Genomic DNA, 16,062 nt, shown 5'->3' with positions numbered 1-16,062 from the left:
TAGTTTTTCCGCTTGAGCATGATCTTTGCCGAAAACCGCGACACAGTTCTAGGGATCATGCTCTAGAGTCCGAGTTCGGTCAGGCCGGGATGGTCGTCGGGCCGGCGGCCGAGCGGCCAGTGATATTTGCGCTCACTCTCGGCGATCGGCAGGTCATTGATGCTGGCAACGCGCCGACGCATCAACCCGGCCGCGTCGAATTCCCAGTTCTCGTTGCCGTAGGAGCGGAACCAGTGGCCGCTGTCGTCGCGCCATTCATAGGCAAAGCGCACCGCGATGCGGTTGTCGGTCCAGGTCCAGACCTCCTTGATCAGCCGGTAGTCGAGCTCGCGCGCCCATTTGCGTGTGAGGAAGGAGACGATCTCATTTCTGCCCGAGACGAACTCGGCGCGGTTGCGCCAGGTGCTGTCCTGCGTATAGGCGAGCGAAACCCGTTCTGGGTCGCGGCTGTTCCAGGCGTCTTCGGCCATGCGCGCCTTCTGCGCGGCGGTCTCGGCGGTGAAGGGCGGCAGCGGCGGACGGCTCATGTCATTCTCCCATCGGGAAAGGCGATGGCGAGCATTGTACCAATCGGTACAATTGATCAAGGCTGAAATCGGACTAGGTTTTCCCCGCGAGCCCCTTCAGCCGGTAGAGTGCTTCCAGCGCCTCGCGCGGCGTCATCTCGTCTGGATTGATCTCACCCAGCGCTGCGCCCAATGCGTCGCTCTTCGCAGGCTTTGCCGCTTCCCGCTTCATTGCCACCGAAAACAGCGGCAGATCGTCGACCAGTCGGTTGGCCTTGCCGGAGACATCGCCTTCCTCGAGCTGATGCAGCACCTCTTTGGCGCGGCCGACCACCGCTTCCGGCAGACCGGCAAGGCGAGCGACCTGAACGCCATAGGAGCGATCGGCGGCACCCTTGCCGACCTCGTGCAGGAAGACGACGTCGCCTTCCCATTCCTTGACCCGCATGGTGACGTTGGAAAGGCGCGGCAGTTTGCCGGACAGCGCCGTCATCTCGTGGAAATGGGTGGCAAAGATCGCCCGGCAGCGGTTCTTCTCGTGCAGGTACTCGACCGCCGCCCAGGCGATCGACAGGCCATCGAAAGTGGCGGTGCCGCGGCCGATTTCGTCGAGGATCACCAGCGCCCGCTCACCGGCCTGGTTGAGGATCGCCGCCGTCTCGACCATCTCGACCATAAAGGTGGAGCGGCCACGCGCCAGATCGTCCGAGGCGCCGACGCGCGAGAACAACCGGTCGACGACGCCGATATGGGCCGATGTCGCCGGCACGAAGGAACCGGTTTGGGCGAGGATTGCGATCAGTGCGTTTTGCCGCAGGAAGGTCGACTTACCGCCCATATTCGGACCGGTGAGCAGCCAGATCGCGCCGGCCTTGGCCCCGTCTTGCGGCGACAGATCGCAATCGTTGGCGACGAACGGCCCTTCGCCCGAACGCCGCAGCGCCTGTTCCACCACAGGATGGCGCCCGCCCGAAATGTCGAAGGCAAGGCTGGAATCGACCAGCGGCCGGCACCAGGCTTCGCTCTCCGACAACAGCGCGAGCGCCGCCGACACGTCGAGCACGGCGAGCGCATCGGCGCCGGCGCGGATCTTCTGCGCCTCGCCGACCGCCTCAGCCGTCAGCGTATCGAAAGCGGCAAGCTCGATGCTCAGCGCCCGGTCAGCGGCATTGGCGATTTTGGTCTCGAGTTCGGCAAGTTCCGTCGTGGTGAAACGCATGGCATTGGCCATGGTCTGGCGGTGGATGAAGCGTGCCTTGGCGCCATCGCTGCCGGTCATGATCGAATGATGGTTGGCGGTCACCTCGATGTAATAGCCCAGCACATTGTTGTGGCGGATCTTCAGCGAGCGGATGCCAGTCTCCTCGATCAGCGAGCGCTCCAGCCCGGCGATCACCTTGCGAGACTCATCGCGCAGCGCCCGCATCTCGTCGAGCTCGGCATGGTAGCCGCCGCGCACGAAGCCGCCGTCGCGCCTGAGCAGCGGCAGTTCCTCGCGAAGAGCCTGGGTCAGATGCCCGGCCAGCGAGCGCGGCAGCGCCTTTATCGCGGCAAGTGCCGCGGTCAGCTCAGCGGGCAGGACGGTCGTTCCGAACAGTTCGGCAATGGTGGCCGCCGCTTCGAAGCCGGCACGCAGCGCGCCGAGATCGCGAGGACCGCCGCGGTTGAGCGCCAACCGCGACAGCGCCCGCGGCATGTCGGCGACGCTCTTCAGGCTTGACCGCACAGCTTGGCAGAGCCGCGTCTCGGTGCGGAAGAACGATACCGAATCAAGCCGGGCAGCAATCGCCGCCGGATCGGTTAGCGGCGCCATCAGCCGGTCGGCGAGCAGCCTGGCGCCGCCGCCGGTGACCGTGCGGTCTATAGCCTTGAACAGCGAGCCGTCGCGGCTGCCCGACAGCGTGCGCAACAGTTCCAGATTGCCGCGTGTCGCAGGATCGATGAACAGCGTCGAGCCCTGCTCCTCGCGTTCGGGACGCGACAAAGGCGGCCGCTCGGCCTTCTGCGTCTTTTCGACATAGGCGATGGCGCCCGAGATCGCCGACAATTCGGCGCGCGAGAAGGCACCGAAACTGTCCGGCGTCGCCACTTCGAAGAAGCGCGCGATCCGCCCCGCTGCCGAAGCCGAATCGAAAAGCGACGGCGGCTGCGGGCTGGCGACGCGGCCGATGAAGTCGAACACCGGCTTCAGCTCGGGATCGTAAAACACCGGCTCGGCGACGATCAGCTCGCGCGGGTCGACGCGGAAGACATCGGCCAGCAGGCGGTCGGCCGTGGTTTCGGCGACGCGGAAGACGCCGGTCGAGATCTCGATCCAGGCCAGGGCGAAGGCGTCACCGCTGTTGCCGCCCTTCACCCGCCCGAGCGCCATCAGGAAGCTCGATTCCGACGGCGCCAGCAATTTATCCTCGGTGATGGTGCCTGGCGTCACCAGGCGCACCACGTCACGGCGTACGACCGATTTGCCGCCGCGCTTCCTGGCTTCCGCCGGGTCCTCGATCTGCTCGCAGACGGCAACGCGAAAACCTTGGCCGATCAGCTTTTGCAGATAGTCGTCGGCCGCATGCACCGGCACGCCGCACATCGGAATGTCGTTACCCTGGTGCTTGCCGCGCTTGGTCAGGACGATGCCCAGCGCCTTGCTCGCCTTTTCGGCGTCGTCGAAGAACAGCTCGTAGAAATCGCCCATGCGGTAGAACAGCAGAGAATCCGGGTTCGCCGCCTTGATCTCGATAAACTGCTCCATCATCGGCGTGACGCTGCCGACGGGCGCAGGCGGTGTCACCTCTGGGGCGTCGGTTTCTGCTGAAGTGTGCATGTTCATGCCCGCACGCTAGCAGATGTGGGTGCGGGGTTTAATGCCGGCGGCTCGAAAAGCAGGGGACGACCGGCCTCGACGGCGGCTTGTGCTCCCTCTACGCCGGGTGAAGCCGTTGGTTGCTTCGGGCGCCAACCAGACCCTATGATCGCCATGGCGGGAATAAGCGGCATGGATCAGGACAAACAGGAGGCGTTCGAAGAGCTGATCGGTCCGGCTGGATCGGCGCTTGAGCGCCTGCTGCTGTTGGCGGCGCGGCGCGTCCACCGCACCAAAAGCAAGCTTAGGGGGACAGTGCGCAAGCGCGTCCCCTTCCTTCTGCCGACACGGGGACCGCTGTCCGATCTCGATAACGGCATCGAGATGTCCCTGCATGTGCTCAGCCGCGACCCGCTGGTGCTCTATGTCCCGATTGGCGGAGCCCGTCCGCTCTATCCGCTCGCGGCCCTTGGCCGGCGCCTGGCGGGACGGCGCGTCACCTTCCTGACGATGCAGACCTGGACCATGGAGCGGCCGGCGGTCATCTCCCGGATGGGCCGCGACCTCGCCTGGTACGCCGGCCGGTTTCCGCTGCACGAGATCATCTTCCTGTGCAACACCGAGGAAGAGCGCCGTCTCGTCGCGGCTGCGGGCGGCAATGCCATCTTCTCCAACCACAATCTGATGGTATCGGAGGATATCTTCCGGCCGCTGCCGGACGTGCCGGTCGAATTCGACGCCGTCTACAATGGCCGCATCTCGCCGATCAAACGCCATCACCTGGCCTTCGACATAGAGCGGCTGGCCCACATCACCTATTCGATCGGCGAATTGCCGCCGGTTGCCGCCCGCGCCTTTGTCCGGCGACTGCAGGCGCAATCGCTGCTGCACCAGATCGCCAATCCGCTCGTCGACGGCTGGCCGGGCAAGCTGACGGCGCAACAGGTCAACCACGTCTACAACCAGGCCGCCGTCGGGCTGTGCCTGTCGGCCGTGGAAGGAGCGATGTACTCCTCGATGGAATATCTGATGGCCGGCCTGCCGATCGTCAGTACGCCGAGCCTTGGCGGTCGCGACGTCTATTTCGATCCGGATTATTGCATCGTCGCCGATCCGGAACCGGCTGCCATTCGCCGCGCCGTCGAGACGCTGCGAGATCGTGCCATACCGCGTCAGCACATCCGCCGCCGCACGCTGGAGAAGGTTCACGCCCAGCGCATCGAACTCATGGCGTTCCTGACTGCATTGCTGCGGCGCAAGGGAAGCCGTGCGCCACCCATCGAGACTTGGCCTTTCCCCGGCACAGACGGCATGATGCGTCGGGGAACGGTGCGCGAAATCGCTGCCTTCGTCAGCGAGCCAGAGCCGACGTGACGCCGTTCGACCTCGGGAGATTTCGCTGCGGGCGTGAAGATTGCTTGGCGGTTTACAGCGGTGGCGTGTAGCCTTGATTCAGAAGTTTCAAAAACACGCACCCGTCTCAAGGGTGCGGCACCGGCGAGGAAATCAAAAGCATCATGGCCAAGAAAACCGAAAACAGCGGCCCCTCCGTCAGCGCCGAGGAGGCGCTGGAATTCCACGCCATGGGCCGCCCCGGCAAGCTGGAGATCGTCGCCACCAAGCCGATGGCGACGCAGCGCGATCTGAGCCTCGCCTATTCGCCGGGTGTCGCGGTTCCTGTGCTGGCCATTGCCGAAGACCCCAGCCGCGCTTTCGACTACACGACGCGCGGCAACATGGTCGCCGTCATATCCAACGGCACCGCCATTCTCGGCCTCGGCAATCTCGGCGCGCTGGCCTCCAAGCCGGTTATGGAAGGCAAGGCGGTGCTGTTCAAGCGTTTCGCCGATGTCGACTCCATCGACCTCGAAGTCGACACCGAGGATGCCGACGAGTTCATCAATTGCGTGCGCTTTCTCGGGCCGTCCTTCGGCGGCATCAACCTGGAAGACATCAAGGCGCCGGAATGCTTCATCATCGAGCAGCGCCTGCGCGAACTGATGGACATCCCGGTCTTCCACGACGACCAGCACGGCACCGCCATCATCTCGGCCGCCGGGCTGATCAACGCGCTGGAGATCACCGGCCGCGACATGAAGACCACGAAAATGGTCTGCAACGGCGCCGGTGCGGCCGGTATCGCCTGCATCGAACTGATGAAGGCGATGGGCTTTGCCCCCGACAACATCATCCTGTGCGACACCAAGGGCGTCGTCTACCAGGGTCGCACCGAAGGCATGAACCAGTGGAAGTCGGCGCATGCGGTCAAGACCGACACGCGCAGCCTGGCCGAGGCGCTCGACGGCGCCGATGTCTTCCTCGGCCTGTCGGCCAAGGGTGCGTTGACCACCAAGATGGTGCAGTCGATGGCCAAGAACCCGATCATCTTCGCCATGGCCAACCCCGACCCGGAGATCACGCCCGAGGAAGTGGCCGAGATCCGCACCGATGCCATCATGGCCACCGGGCGTTCCGACTATCCGAACCAGGTCAACAATGTGCTGGGCTTCCCCTACATCTTCCGCGGTGCGCTGGATGTCAGGGCCACCACCATCAATGACGACATGAAGATCGCTGCCGCGCGCGCTCTGGCCGAACTGGCGCGCAAGGACGTGCCCGACGATGTCGCCGCCGCCTATCAGGGCAATCGGCCGAAATTCGGCCCGAACTACATCATCCCGGTGCCGTTCGACCCGCGCCTGATCTCGGCCATCCCGCTCGCGGTGGCCAAGGCGGCGATGGAGTCGGGCGTCGCCCGCAAGCCTATCCTCGACCTCGACCGCTACGCGCAGGAGCTGTCGGCCCGCCGCGACCCGATAGCCTCGACCTTGCAGCGCATCTACGATCGCGTCCGCCGCCAGCCCAAGCGCATCGTCTTTGCCGAGGGCGAGGAAGAACAGGTGATGCGCGCCGCCGTCTCCTATGTGAACCAGAAGCTCGGCACCGCGATCCTGCTCGGCCGCGACGATGTCATCAAGGAAAACGCCAGGCACGCCGGCATCGACCTCAACAAGCAAGGCATCGAGATCATCAATGCCAGGCTGTCGCGCCGCAACGGCATCTATACCGATTATCTCTACGAGCGCATGCAGCGCAAAGGCTTCCTGTTCCGCGACTGCCAGCGGCTGATCAACAACGACCGCAACCATTTCGCTGCCTGCATGGTGGCGCTGGGCGATGCCGACGGCATCGTCACCGGCGTCACTCGCAACTATTCCACGGCGCTTGACGATATCCGCCGCGTCATCGACGCCAAGCCCGGCCACCGCGTCATCGGCGTCTCGATCGTGCTCGCCCGGGGCAAGACCGTGCTCGTCGCCGACACCGCCGTGCACGATATGCCCAATGCCGAGCAGATCGCCGATATCGCCGAGGAGGCGGCGGGCTTCGCCCGCCGCATGGGCTACGAGCCGAGGCTCGCCATGCTGGCCTATTCGACTTTCGGCCACCCGCAGGGCGAGCGCTCGGAACGCGTCCAGGAAGCGGTACGCATCCTCGACAAGCGCCGCGTCGATTTCGAATATGATGGCGAGATGGCCGCCGACGTGGCGCTCAATGCCCGCGCCATGGCCCAGTATCCATTCATTCGCCTGACCGGCCCGGCCAATGTGCTGATCATGCCGGCGTTCCACTCGGCCTCGATCTCGACCAAGATGCTGCAGGAACTCGGCGGCTCGACCGTCATCGGCCCGCTGCTGGTCGGGCTGAACAAGCCGGTCCAGATCGTCTCGCTCAACGCCAAGGATTCGGACATCGTCAACATGGCTGCGATCGCGGCCTATAGCGCGGGAGCCTGATTGGCGGCAAAATCGCCAACCCATAAGAGATTGATAATATTCGGCTGCTATAGGGAACGTTCTCGCCCCCTATGGCCTTATGGCATTGGCGGCGCGCTCAGACCGCCAAAACGGGGGTGCGGCCATGAAGCATGACACGGCATCTGTGGTCGGCCAGGGGGTCTATCACGACGAGCGCCTGGATGCGCTGCTGAGCATCACCGGCCGCATGGACGGTTATCTCTACCGTTGCCGCAACGATGCGTCCTACACCATGCTCTACATCAGCGACGGCATTTTCACCGTCAGCGGTTATCGGCCGAGCGACTTCATTCAAAATGCCGTGCGCGACTATGTCTCGGCCATCCACCCGGATGATCTCGCTGCCGTCTATGCCGCCGTCGATACCGCGCTCGAGGCGCGCTGCAACTGGAACGTCGACTACCGCATCGTGCCGCAGGTCGGCGAGCCGCTCTGGGTCCGCGAGATCGGCGGCGGCGTCTGGGATGGTGCCGGCGAACTGGAATTCCTCGAAGGTTTCGTCGTCGACATCAGCGACCGCAAGGTCGTCGAGGATCTCAACGCCGAGCTGCTGCTCGAACTCAAGGCCGCCAATGAGGAACTCTCCGTACAAAAGCGCGAGATCGAGCTGGCCAAGCAGCACAGCGACCACTCGGCCAACCACGATGCATTGACCGGCCTGCCCAACCGGCGCGCCTTTCACAACGAGCTGAGGTCGGTGATCGACCGCTGCGACAGCACCGGCCAGGCGGCCGGCCTGCTGTTCATCGACCTCGATAGGTTCAAGAAGGTCAACGACACGCTCGGCCACGAGGCCGGCGACGCGCTGCTGCATGAGGTGGCGGGTCAGCTTCGCACCATCCTGCGCAGCGCTGATTTCGTGGCGCGGCTCGGTGGAGACGAGTTCGCATTCCTGTTTTCAGGAGAGGCTAGCCGGGCCCGACAGAAGGCCGTGGGCGTCGCCGAACGTATCCTGGAAAAGCTGCGGATCAAGGTGCCGACGCCGAATGGAGCCATCCATGTTGGTTGCACCGTTGGCGTCGCCATCTACCCGGCGGAAGCGTCCGATTCGGAGGCGCTGATAACGCTCGCCGACCGACTGATGTACATCGGCAAAAAGAGCGGCCGCAACCGGCTGGTCACCGCCGGGGCTTTGGAACCCGGGCCTACGTCCGACGACCTTCGCCGCACCGCCTGAGCGGAGCGCCGGACAGCCTGATCCGGCGGGAACCCCTCATCTGGCTCGGCGCTGCGCGCCGAAAGACGGCCCTACAGCAACCCCGCCAATTGGGCCGCGCTGCGCAGGTTTTGCCGCGGCCGTGGCCCGAGCTGCTGGATCACCAGCCCGGCTGCCAGCGAGCCGAGATCACCGCAATCCTGCAGGCTGCGTCCGGTCGTGTAGCCGTAGAGGAAGCCGGCGGCGTAGAGGTCGCCGGCGCCGGTGGTGTCGACCAGTTCGCGGATCGTCGTCGCCTGAATGGTGACGGTCTCGTCGCCACGCACGATCACCGAGCCTTTTTCGGAGCGGGTGACGGCGGCAATCTTGCAGTCTTTGCGGATAGCCGCCAGCGCCTCGTCGAAGGATTTTGTCTGGTAGAGCGACTTGATCTCGTGGCTGTTGGCAAAGACGATGTCGACAGTGCCCGAGCGCATCAGCTCGAGGAACTCGTCCCGGTAGCGGTCGACGCAGAACGAATCCGACAACGTCATCGACACTTCGCGCCCGGCCTCGTGTGCGAGCTTCGCCGTCTGCCGGATCGCCTCCTTGGCGCGCGGCGGATCCCACAGATAGCCCTCGAAATAGGTAACCTTGGCGCCGGATGCCTTGTCGGCCTCGACGTCTTCCGGGCCGAGTTCGACGCAGGCGCCGAGATAGGTGTTCATCGAACGCTCGCCATCGGGGGTGACGAATATCATCGAGCGCGCCGTCGGCGGCTGTCCCTCAAGCGGCCTGGTGTCGAAGGCAACGCCCTGGGCATGGATGTCATGGGCGTAGATTTCGCCGAGCGGATCGTTCGACACCTTGCCGAAGAAGGCGGCGCGGCCGCCGAAGCTGGCGACGCCCGCCGCCGTGTTGCCGGCGCTGCCGCCCGAGGCCTCGATCGCCGGCCCCATGCGGCTGTAGAGCAGCTCGGCGCGCTTGGTGTCGATGAGGTTCATCGCACCCTTGATGATGCCGTTGGTCTCGAGAAAAGCGTCGTCGCACTGGGCGATGATGTCGACAATGGCATTGCCGATGCAAAGCACGTCAAAATCCGGCATCAATGTCTCCGCCTCGGAACCTGCCGGCTTTCTGCCGCGCCCGGGCGGGTCTACAGCATCACCCCGAAAAATGGCAACCGATTTCCATCCTTTGCCGGCCCAAGCCGGCGCGCGCGCCTGGGACGAGGCTCCATCACAGTTCGACCGTGGCCGAAGCATCTGACCGCCGGGTCGCCTACAAGCTTGGCCTCAAATCAAGCGCTGGAAGCACCCGCATGCAAGCAAAGACCGACATGACCACCGAACTGGCGCTGCTTGGCGTGCTGGCCGCCCTGTGGGGCGCGTCCTATACCTTCATCAAGATCGGTGTCGAGACGATCCCGCCGATATCCTTCATCGCTGCCCGCACCTTGATTGCCGGCGCCATCCTGCTCGCGCTGATCCGCTGGCGCGGCCTCGCCATGCCCAAGGACAGCGCGACCTTGTGGCGGTTCATGGTCCAGGCCTGCCTCAACAGCGTCGTGCCGTTCACGCTGATCGCCGCCGCCGAGCGTTCCATCGATGCCGGCCTGGCCACCATTCTCAACGCGACCTCGCCGATCTTCACCTTTCTGCTGACCGCGCTGATCACCCGCCACGAATCCGTGACCGCACGCAAGCTGTTCGGCGTCGGTGCCGGCATCGCCGGTATTTGCCTGATCGTCGGCACCCAGGCGCTTGGCGGGCTCGGCCATCAATTGTGGGCGCAGCTTGCCGTCATTGCCGCCACGGTCTGCTATGCCGGCGCCGCCATTTTCGGCCGCGGCTTTAGGGGACTCGACCCGATGCTGCCGGCCGCCGGCTCGATGCTGTGCGGCGCAGTCATCCTCGTCCCCTTGAGCCTGGCCTTCGACCGCCCGTGGACCCTGTCGCCTTCAATGGCGTCGATACTGGCCTTGTTGGCATTGTCGGTGTTCTCCACGGCGCTGGCCTTCTGCATCTTTTTCCGCCTAATCCACACGCTTGGTTCGGTCGGCACGACGTCGCAGGCCTATCTGCGCGTGCCGATCGGCGTCGGCATCGGCGTCGTGTTCCTCGGCGAGAGCCTTGGGCCGACAGCTTTCTGGGGCATGGGCTGCGTCGTCGCCGGCGTTGCGGCAATGACCATCCCCGCCCGCTCCCGGGCGCTGGCGCGCTAGATCGTGATGAGATTTGGTTGAAATCTCATCATGATCTAACCCTTTGTTGGAGCATGATCTTTTCCAAAAACCGGTACCCACTTTTTGGGATCATGCTCTAGTTCCCGTCCGGAATTGCGCCCGCTCCAGCAGGCTTGCGGCTGATAGGGTCTCCGCCTATGTCGGAGATGTCCGTTTGTTCCTGGGGGTGGAAACGCCGTGATCTCCAACGCTGCCCGCGCCGCCTTCAGCCGGCTGTTTTCTCCCGAATTCCGCGCGGTTTTCCTGAAGACGCTGGGCTTGACCGTCCTGGCGCTGGTCGCCTTGTGGTTCGTCTTGACCGGGCTTGTCGATTGGCTGGCGCTGCCATGGGTTCACTCCTTGTTGCCCGGCCTGCCGTCCTGGGCCGGATGGCTGGGCGGCATTATCGCGGCCATCGCTCTTGCCTTCGGGATGGCGCTGCTGATCGCGCCGGTGACGGCAATCGTGGCGGGCCTGTTTCTCGACGACATCGCCGAAGTGGTCGAGCGCACCGACTATCCGGCCGATCCCGTCGGACGCGCCATGCCGGCGCTGCGCTCGCTCGTGTTGTCGGTGAAATTCTTCGGCGTCGTCATCCTGGGCAACATCGTCGCCTTGCTCCTTCTGTTGGTTCCAGGCGTCAACATCGCCGCCTTCTTCATCGTCAACGGCTATCTGCTCGGACGTGAATTCTTCGAATTCGCCGCCATGCGCTTCCGCCCGGAAGATGAGGCGAGGGCGTTGCGCCGGAAATATGCCGGCACCGTCTTTCTGGCCGGGCTGCTCATCGCTGCCTTCCTCGCCGTGCCCCTGCTCAACCTGCTGACGCCGCTCTTTGCCGCCGCCATGATGGTGCATCTGCACAAGGCGGTCGGCGCGCGGGAGAGCGCCGGGCGATAGGCCTATCAACGCAGAAGAAAACCGCGTCCCAATTCGTCATCCGGCTCGACGGTGAATTCCGCCCGGCCCGAATAGTAGGCGCGGCCGCCGACGCGGGCGATGATCGCATCATGCGGGCCGGCCATGGTCGTGCGCGCCACCGCTCCGGAAAAGCGCGAGCCGGCGATGCTTTCGAAGGACCGCTCCTGACCAGGGTTGATCTCACCCTTGGCATGCATTGCCGCCAGCCGCGCGGTGACGCCGGAGCCGGTCGGCGAGCGGTCGACCTCGGCATCGGCAAAGACGCAGATGTTTTTTGTTGCCTCGCCGGAGAACGCATCGTGTCCATCGGTGAGGATGGTGCCGTAGAGGAAAGCGAGATCGGCATGGTCGGGATGCGATAGAGGGAACGCCGCCTTCAGCCGCTCGGTCAGCGCGGTTGCCGCGTCGACGAAATCGCGCACCCGGCTGCGGCCGAACTCCAGGCCGAATTGATGGCAGTCGGCCAGCGCGTAGAAGGCGCCGCCATAGGCGATGTCGAACGCAATCTTGCCGTATCCCCCCAATTCGATTTGTTGGTCATGGGCAAACAGAAAGGCCGGCACGCTTTCGAACGACACCGATCCCGCTTTGCCGTCCTTGACCTCCACCGAAGCGACGACCAAGCCGCACGGCGCCTCGATGTTGACCATGGTGATTGGCTCCTGTTTCGCCACCAGGCCTTCGTCGACGGCGTAGCGGCCAAGCGCAATGATGGCGTGGCCGCACATCGTCGAATAGCCCTCGTTGTGCATGAACAGCACGGCCAGCTCGGCGCCGGGCAGGTCGGGCTCCACCAGCAGCGCGCCATACATGTCGTAGTGGCCGCGCGGCTCGAAGATCAGCAGCTTGCGCAAATGGTCGAGGTGGTCGCGCACATAGGCGCGCTTTTCCAGGATCGTGCCTTTGGGAATGTCTGGATAGCCGCCGGTGACGATCCTGAGCGGCTCGCCGCCGGTGTGCATGTCGACGACGGTGAGCGTCATGCGCCGGGACCCCCTAGCCTGAGGATTTGGAAAACAGCGCCTGCAATTTGCCGAACGGGATGGCGGCCCGGGTGAAGCCGAACGTGCCGTCCTGCTGGATCTCGCGCGCCGCGGTTTCCAGCATGCCGAAGGCGAAATTGGTCAGCCACGGACCGAGCGAGATGCGCTTGACCCCGGCCATGGCAAGGTCGGCGATGGTGAAGGCCGGGAGTGCCATGACATTGACCGGCCTGCTCACCGCCGAGCAGATGTTCCGGATGGTCTCGACATCTTTGAGGCCGGGCGCATAGAGCACATCGGCGCCGGCCTTTTCGAAGGCCTGCAGCCGCTTGATCGTGTCGTCGAGATCCGGTTTGCCCCAAAGGAAATTCTCGGCCCGTGCGGTGAAGACGAAATCATGCTTGAGCGCCCGTGCGGCCTCAGCAGCAGCTGCAACGCGCTCGACGGCGTGTGAAAACTCATAGATGGGCTTGTCGGGATCGCCGGTATGGTCCTCGATCGAGCAGCCGGCGAGACCTGCCGCTTCGGCCGCAAAAACCGTCTCGGCGGCACTCGTCGCGCTGTCGCCCTTGCCTTTCTCGAGATCGGCCGACACCGGCAGACTGGTCGCCGCCGTCAGCTCGCGGCAATGGTGGATCATCGCCTCGAAGGTCACTGCGCCATCGGGCAGGCCGCGCGAGAAGGCAAAACCGGCGCTGGTCGTCGCCAGCGCCTTGAAGCCGAAGGAGGCCAGGAGCTTGGTCGTGCCGACATCCCAGGGGTTGGGCATGACGAAGGTCGAGGCGTGCAGGTCGCGAAAGATCTTGCCCTTGTCCATGAGTGCTCCCTTCAGATGCGGAAATGCCGGCAGATTCTATCGTGCAGCAATGCACCGGGCAAACAAATGCGGTTGGCTCAGAAGCGTTTGGCGTTCTCTCCTGCCAATTTGTCCAGCGCATCGGAATCCTTGACGTAGTGCAACGTCTTCTTGTCCCAATGATAGGTAACGGAAATTGTGTGGGCTTCAGGCTTGGGCGGCTGGTCGTCGCAGCTCTCGCCGTTGAGCACCGTGGCGTCGGTCACCGTCACTTTGACCGCGGCATAAGGCTGTCCGTCAGCGATCGTCTGGAAAGCAACATCCTGCTTGCGGCTGTAGGCGCACAGGTTCTCATCGAAGGTGGAAATCATGTCGATCAGTTGGAATTTGTCGTCGCGCACCATGATCAGCGGCGTGATCGCGTAGTTTTGGCTTGAATTGAAATGCGCGCTCATGGTGATCACGATGTCGTCGTTCGGCCCAACGGAAAGCTTGCCCGGTTCACGGAAATAGGTGCCGCGGTCGAGCGCGACATTGACGACGTCGAGCAGCTTCGGCCTGTCTGTGATGTCGTAGAGCGCCAGCACGGCATAGCCTTCGGCGCTGTCGGGGGAGTCGCCGAGGTCGTAGAGCATCGCCAGCCGGTCCTTACCCCCGGCCTTGATGGCGAGCACGCCGGCGTTGGAGAGGCCCGATGTCTCAGGCGGCGAACCGCCGCCATCCGGTCCCTCGATGTGGCGCATCTCGATCGGCAATCCACCCCGGTAGAAACCGTTGCTGTCACCTGCGAGGCCGGGAATGACCATCCTTGCGAGGTCCAGATAGGTCACATCCATGTGATCGGGGATGGCGCTGCCGAATTCCGGGAAGCTGACGGCTTGCGCGCTGGCTGCGGTCCAAAGCCACGGCAGCAGCACAAGCGCTAGAGCAATTTCAGGAAAAGTGTGTGCGGTTTTCCGGCCGGAAATTGCGACAAAACAAAAAGATAGAGCGGTTCGCCGTTTCCATGAAACGGTGAAACGCTTTAGGATGGAGCGAAGCAGGTTCGTTGGCATGGGTGCCTCAGGCTGGCCGCGCGGAACCTAACACAGCTTCAGTGGATCGGCACCAGCCCGGCAAGTTCGCGCATGTCGTCGAACAGGACGCCGCCAGCGCCGGCCAGGCCATCGCGGTCGGAATAGGGATCGCCATGATAGGAATAGACACGCATGCCGGCGGCAATGCCGGCCTGCGTGCCGGCAACGCTGTCCTCGATGACGATGCAGTCGGCCGGCGCAAAACCCATGGTCTTTGCCGCATGCAGGAACAGGTCCGGGAACGGCTTGCCGCGGCTGACCATGGTCGAAGAGAACATGGCATGCTCGAACAGCGGCAGTAGCCCGGTCTGGCCGAGCGTGATGTGCATCTTCGAGATACGCGCAGAAGTGGCGACGCAATAGGGAATGCCGGCCGCGCGAACCGCCTCGATGAAGTCGCGCACATAGGGGATCGCCTCGACCCCATGCGCAAACAGATCGGGCAGGCCGGCATTCCAGCGATCGACGAAATCGGCGCCGAGCCGCACCGTGGTCGTCTCTTCGATTTCCTTCTGCACCGAAGCCATGCTGCGGCCGGAAAAATATTTGCGGCAATATTCGAATGTGGTGGGATAACCGGCGGCAACAAACCACTCGGCAAGCCGCCGGTTGGCAAGGTTCTCGGTGTCGACCAGGATTCCGTCGCAGTCGAAGATGACCAGTTTCGGTATGCTCATTCAGGCGGTGCCGGTCGATCCGAACCCGCCCGCGCCGCGCGTCGTGGCGCCGGCCAGCGAGCGCTCCTCAACCGTCACCTGCGTCACCGCGGCAAAGACGATCTGGGCAATGCGCATGCCGCGCGTCACCGCGAAATCCTCGTCGCCGAGGTTGACCAGCAGCACCTTAACCTCGCCGCGATAGTCGCTGTCGACCGTGCCTGGTGAATTGAGGACGGTCAGCCCATGCTTGAAGGCAAGGCCGGAGCGCGGCCGCACCTGGCCTTCCATTCCTTCGGGAATTTCCAGGATCAGACCGGTCGGCACCAAGGCGCGCTTGCCAGGCAGGATCAGCAGCGGCCGGTCTTCCGGCACCGCGGCGCGCAGATCCATGCCGGCGGCGCCGGTGCTTTCATAGGCGGGAAGAGGAAGTCCATCTCCATGCGGCAACCTGACGAAGCCGACAGTGGGACCAATGACGGAGGAATTTTGGAAGGCTGCGCGCATAAAATCGATCCTATCGGCGCGAACGGCGATTCGGTCAACTCGTCCGCAGGCCTATCAACGGCTTTCTTTCAGGCGTCAGTGTGACCTAGCGCAATTCCACCGGAACGACGGTCGTCTCCTTGATCTCCTCCATGACGAAGGAGGCGGAAACGTCCGACAGCGCCACCTTGGCGATCAGCCGCTGATAGAGCCGGTCATAGGCCTTCATGTCAGCGACGCGGGCGCGCAGCACGTAGTCGAGATCGCCGGACATGCGATAGACCCCGGTGATCTCGGGAAAACCAGTCACCGCCGCACGGAACTTCTGCAGCCAGTCCGGGTCATGATTGGAGGTGCGGATCAGGATGAACACCGAGAGCCCGAGCCCGAGCTTGTCGGCATCGACCAGCGCCACCCGTCCGGTGATGACGCCGTCCTCTTCAAGCCGCTTGACGCGGCGCCAGCAGGCGTTGCGCGACAGCGACACTTTTTCGGAGAGCTGATCGACCGACAGTGTGCCGTCGCGTTGCAGCTCGGCCAGCAATCTTCGGTCGATTTCATCGAATTCAAGCGCCATGTTGGGATGAATGTCCCGAACCACGGCGTTAGACAAGGACAAATTGAGACCGATGAACCTTTACCCCGTGGCAGGATACCCACATCG

At 63.9% G+C, this 16,062-nt stretch carries 14 protein-coding genes; 5 read left to right on the top strand and 9 right to left on the bottom strand.

All coding sequences use genetic code 11. The features are described 5' to 3' along the window. Window positions 1–62: 62 nt before the first annotated feature. Entirely contained in the window at window positions 63–527 is a 465-nt protein-coding gene (locus ACYG9R_RS07950) for a nuclear transport factor 2 family protein (protein ID WP_023712862.1), read from the bottom strand. A gap of 73 nt (window positions 528–600) precedes the next feature. Continuing rightward, window positions 601–3,330, bottom strand: a complete 2,730-nt coding sequence (gene mutS, locus ACYG9R_RS07945) for a DNA mismatch repair protein MutS (protein WP_023823804.1) — start codon at window positions 3,328–3,330, stop codon at window positions 601–603. A gap of 165 nt (window positions 3,331–3,495) precedes the next feature. On the opposite strand from mutS, the gene ACYG9R_RS07940 reads away from it, so the two are divergent. From ACYG9R_RS07940 to ACYG9R_RS07930, 3 genes are all read left to right on the top strand, one after another. After that, on the top strand, window positions 3,496–4,677 hold the full coding sequence (locus tag ACYG9R_RS07940) for a glycosyltransferase family protein (protein WP_032886127.1): 1,182 nt from the start codon (window positions 3,496–3,498) through the stop codon (window positions 4,675–4,677). Between the two features lie 143 nt (window positions 4,678–4,820). Continuing rightward, window positions 4,821–7,100 carry an NADP-dependent malic enzyme gene (locus tag ACYG9R_RS07935; protein ID WP_023823802.1) on the top strand — a complete coding sequence of 760 codons (2,280 nt, stop codon included), beginning with the start codon at window positions 4,821–4,823 and terminating at the stop codon, window positions 7,098–7,100. A 124-nt stretch (window positions 7,101–7,224) separates the two neighbouring features. Further along, a complete protein-coding gene (locus tag ACYG9R_RS07930; protein ID WP_023823801.1) occupies window positions 7,225–8,298 on the top strand; it encodes a GGDEF domain-containing protein in 1,074 nt (357 codons plus the stop codon). 71 nt (window positions 8,299–8,369) lie between these two features. On the opposite strand, the gene ACYG9R_RS07925 is transcribed toward ACYG9R_RS07930, so the two are convergent. Further along, on the bottom strand, window positions 8,370–9,362 hold the full coding sequence (locus ACYG9R_RS07925; protein WP_023823800.1) for an adenosine kinase: 993 nt from the start codon (window positions 9,360–9,362) through the stop codon (window positions 8,370–8,372). Window positions 9,363–9,577: 215 nt separating this feature from the next. Here ACYG9R_RS07925 and ACYG9R_RS07920 point away from each other — a divergent pair, with 215 nt between their 5' ends. Beyond that, window positions 9,578–10,480: a DMT family transporter gene (locus ACYG9R_RS07920; protein ID WP_023690035.1), complete on the top strand. Its 903-nt coding sequence runs from the start codon at window positions 9,578–9,580 to the stop codon at window positions 10,478–10,480. Between the two features lie 198 nt (window positions 10,481–10,678). After that, window positions 10,679–11,380, top strand: a complete 702-nt coding sequence (locus tag ACYG9R_RS07915; protein ID WP_023692652.1) for a sulfate transporter family protein — start codon at window positions 10,679–10,681, stop codon at window positions 11,378–11,380. Window positions 11,381–11,385: 5 nt separating this feature from the next. Here ACYG9R_RS07915 and ACYG9R_RS07910 read toward each other — a convergent pair whose 3' ends face one another. The 6 genes from ACYG9R_RS07910 to ACYG9R_RS07885 form a co-directional block, all read right to left on the bottom strand. Next, entirely contained in the window at window positions 11,386–12,384 is a 999-nt protein-coding gene (locus tag ACYG9R_RS07910) for a proline racemase family protein (RefSeq protein WP_023743199.1), read from the bottom strand. Window positions 12,385–12,397: 13 nt separating this feature from the next. Next, on the bottom strand, window positions 12,398–13,201 hold the full coding sequence (locus ACYG9R_RS07905; RefSeq protein WP_023732504.1) for an isocitrate lyase/PEP mutase family protein: 804 nt from the start codon (window positions 13,199–13,201) through the stop codon (window positions 12,398–12,400). A gap of 77 nt (window positions 13,202–13,278) precedes the next feature. After that, window positions 13,279–14,097 carry a hypothetical protein gene (locus tag ACYG9R_RS07900; protein ID WP_245260047.1) on the bottom strand — a complete coding sequence of 273 codons (819 nt, stop codon included), beginning with the start codon at window positions 14,095–14,097 and terminating at the stop codon, window positions 13,279–13,281. A 176-nt stretch (window positions 14,098–14,273) separates the two neighbouring features. Further along, a complete protein-coding gene (locus tag ACYG9R_RS07895; protein WP_023725825.1) occupies window positions 14,274–14,933 on the bottom strand; it encodes an HAD family hydrolase in 660 nt (219 codons plus the stop codon). Beyond that, window positions 14,934–15,419 carry a dUTP diphosphatase gene (gene dut / locus ACYG9R_RS07890; RefSeq protein WP_023698959.1) on the bottom strand — a complete coding sequence of 162 codons (486 nt, stop codon included), beginning with the start codon at window positions 15,417–15,419 and terminating at the stop codon, window positions 14,934–14,936. Window positions 15,420–15,504: 85 nt separating this feature from the next. Beyond that, window positions 15,505–15,975 carry an Lrp/AsnC family transcriptional regulator gene (locus ACYG9R_RS07885; protein WP_023690042.1) on the bottom strand — a complete coding sequence of 157 codons (471 nt, stop codon included), beginning with the start codon at window positions 15,973–15,975 and terminating at the stop codon, window positions 15,505–15,507. Window positions 15,976–16,062: the final 87 nt, after the last annotated feature.

It is taken from the genome of Mesorhizobium sp. RSR565B, assembly GCF_054719465.1.
This window is presented reverse-complemented; position numbering and strand designations above follow the sequence as displayed.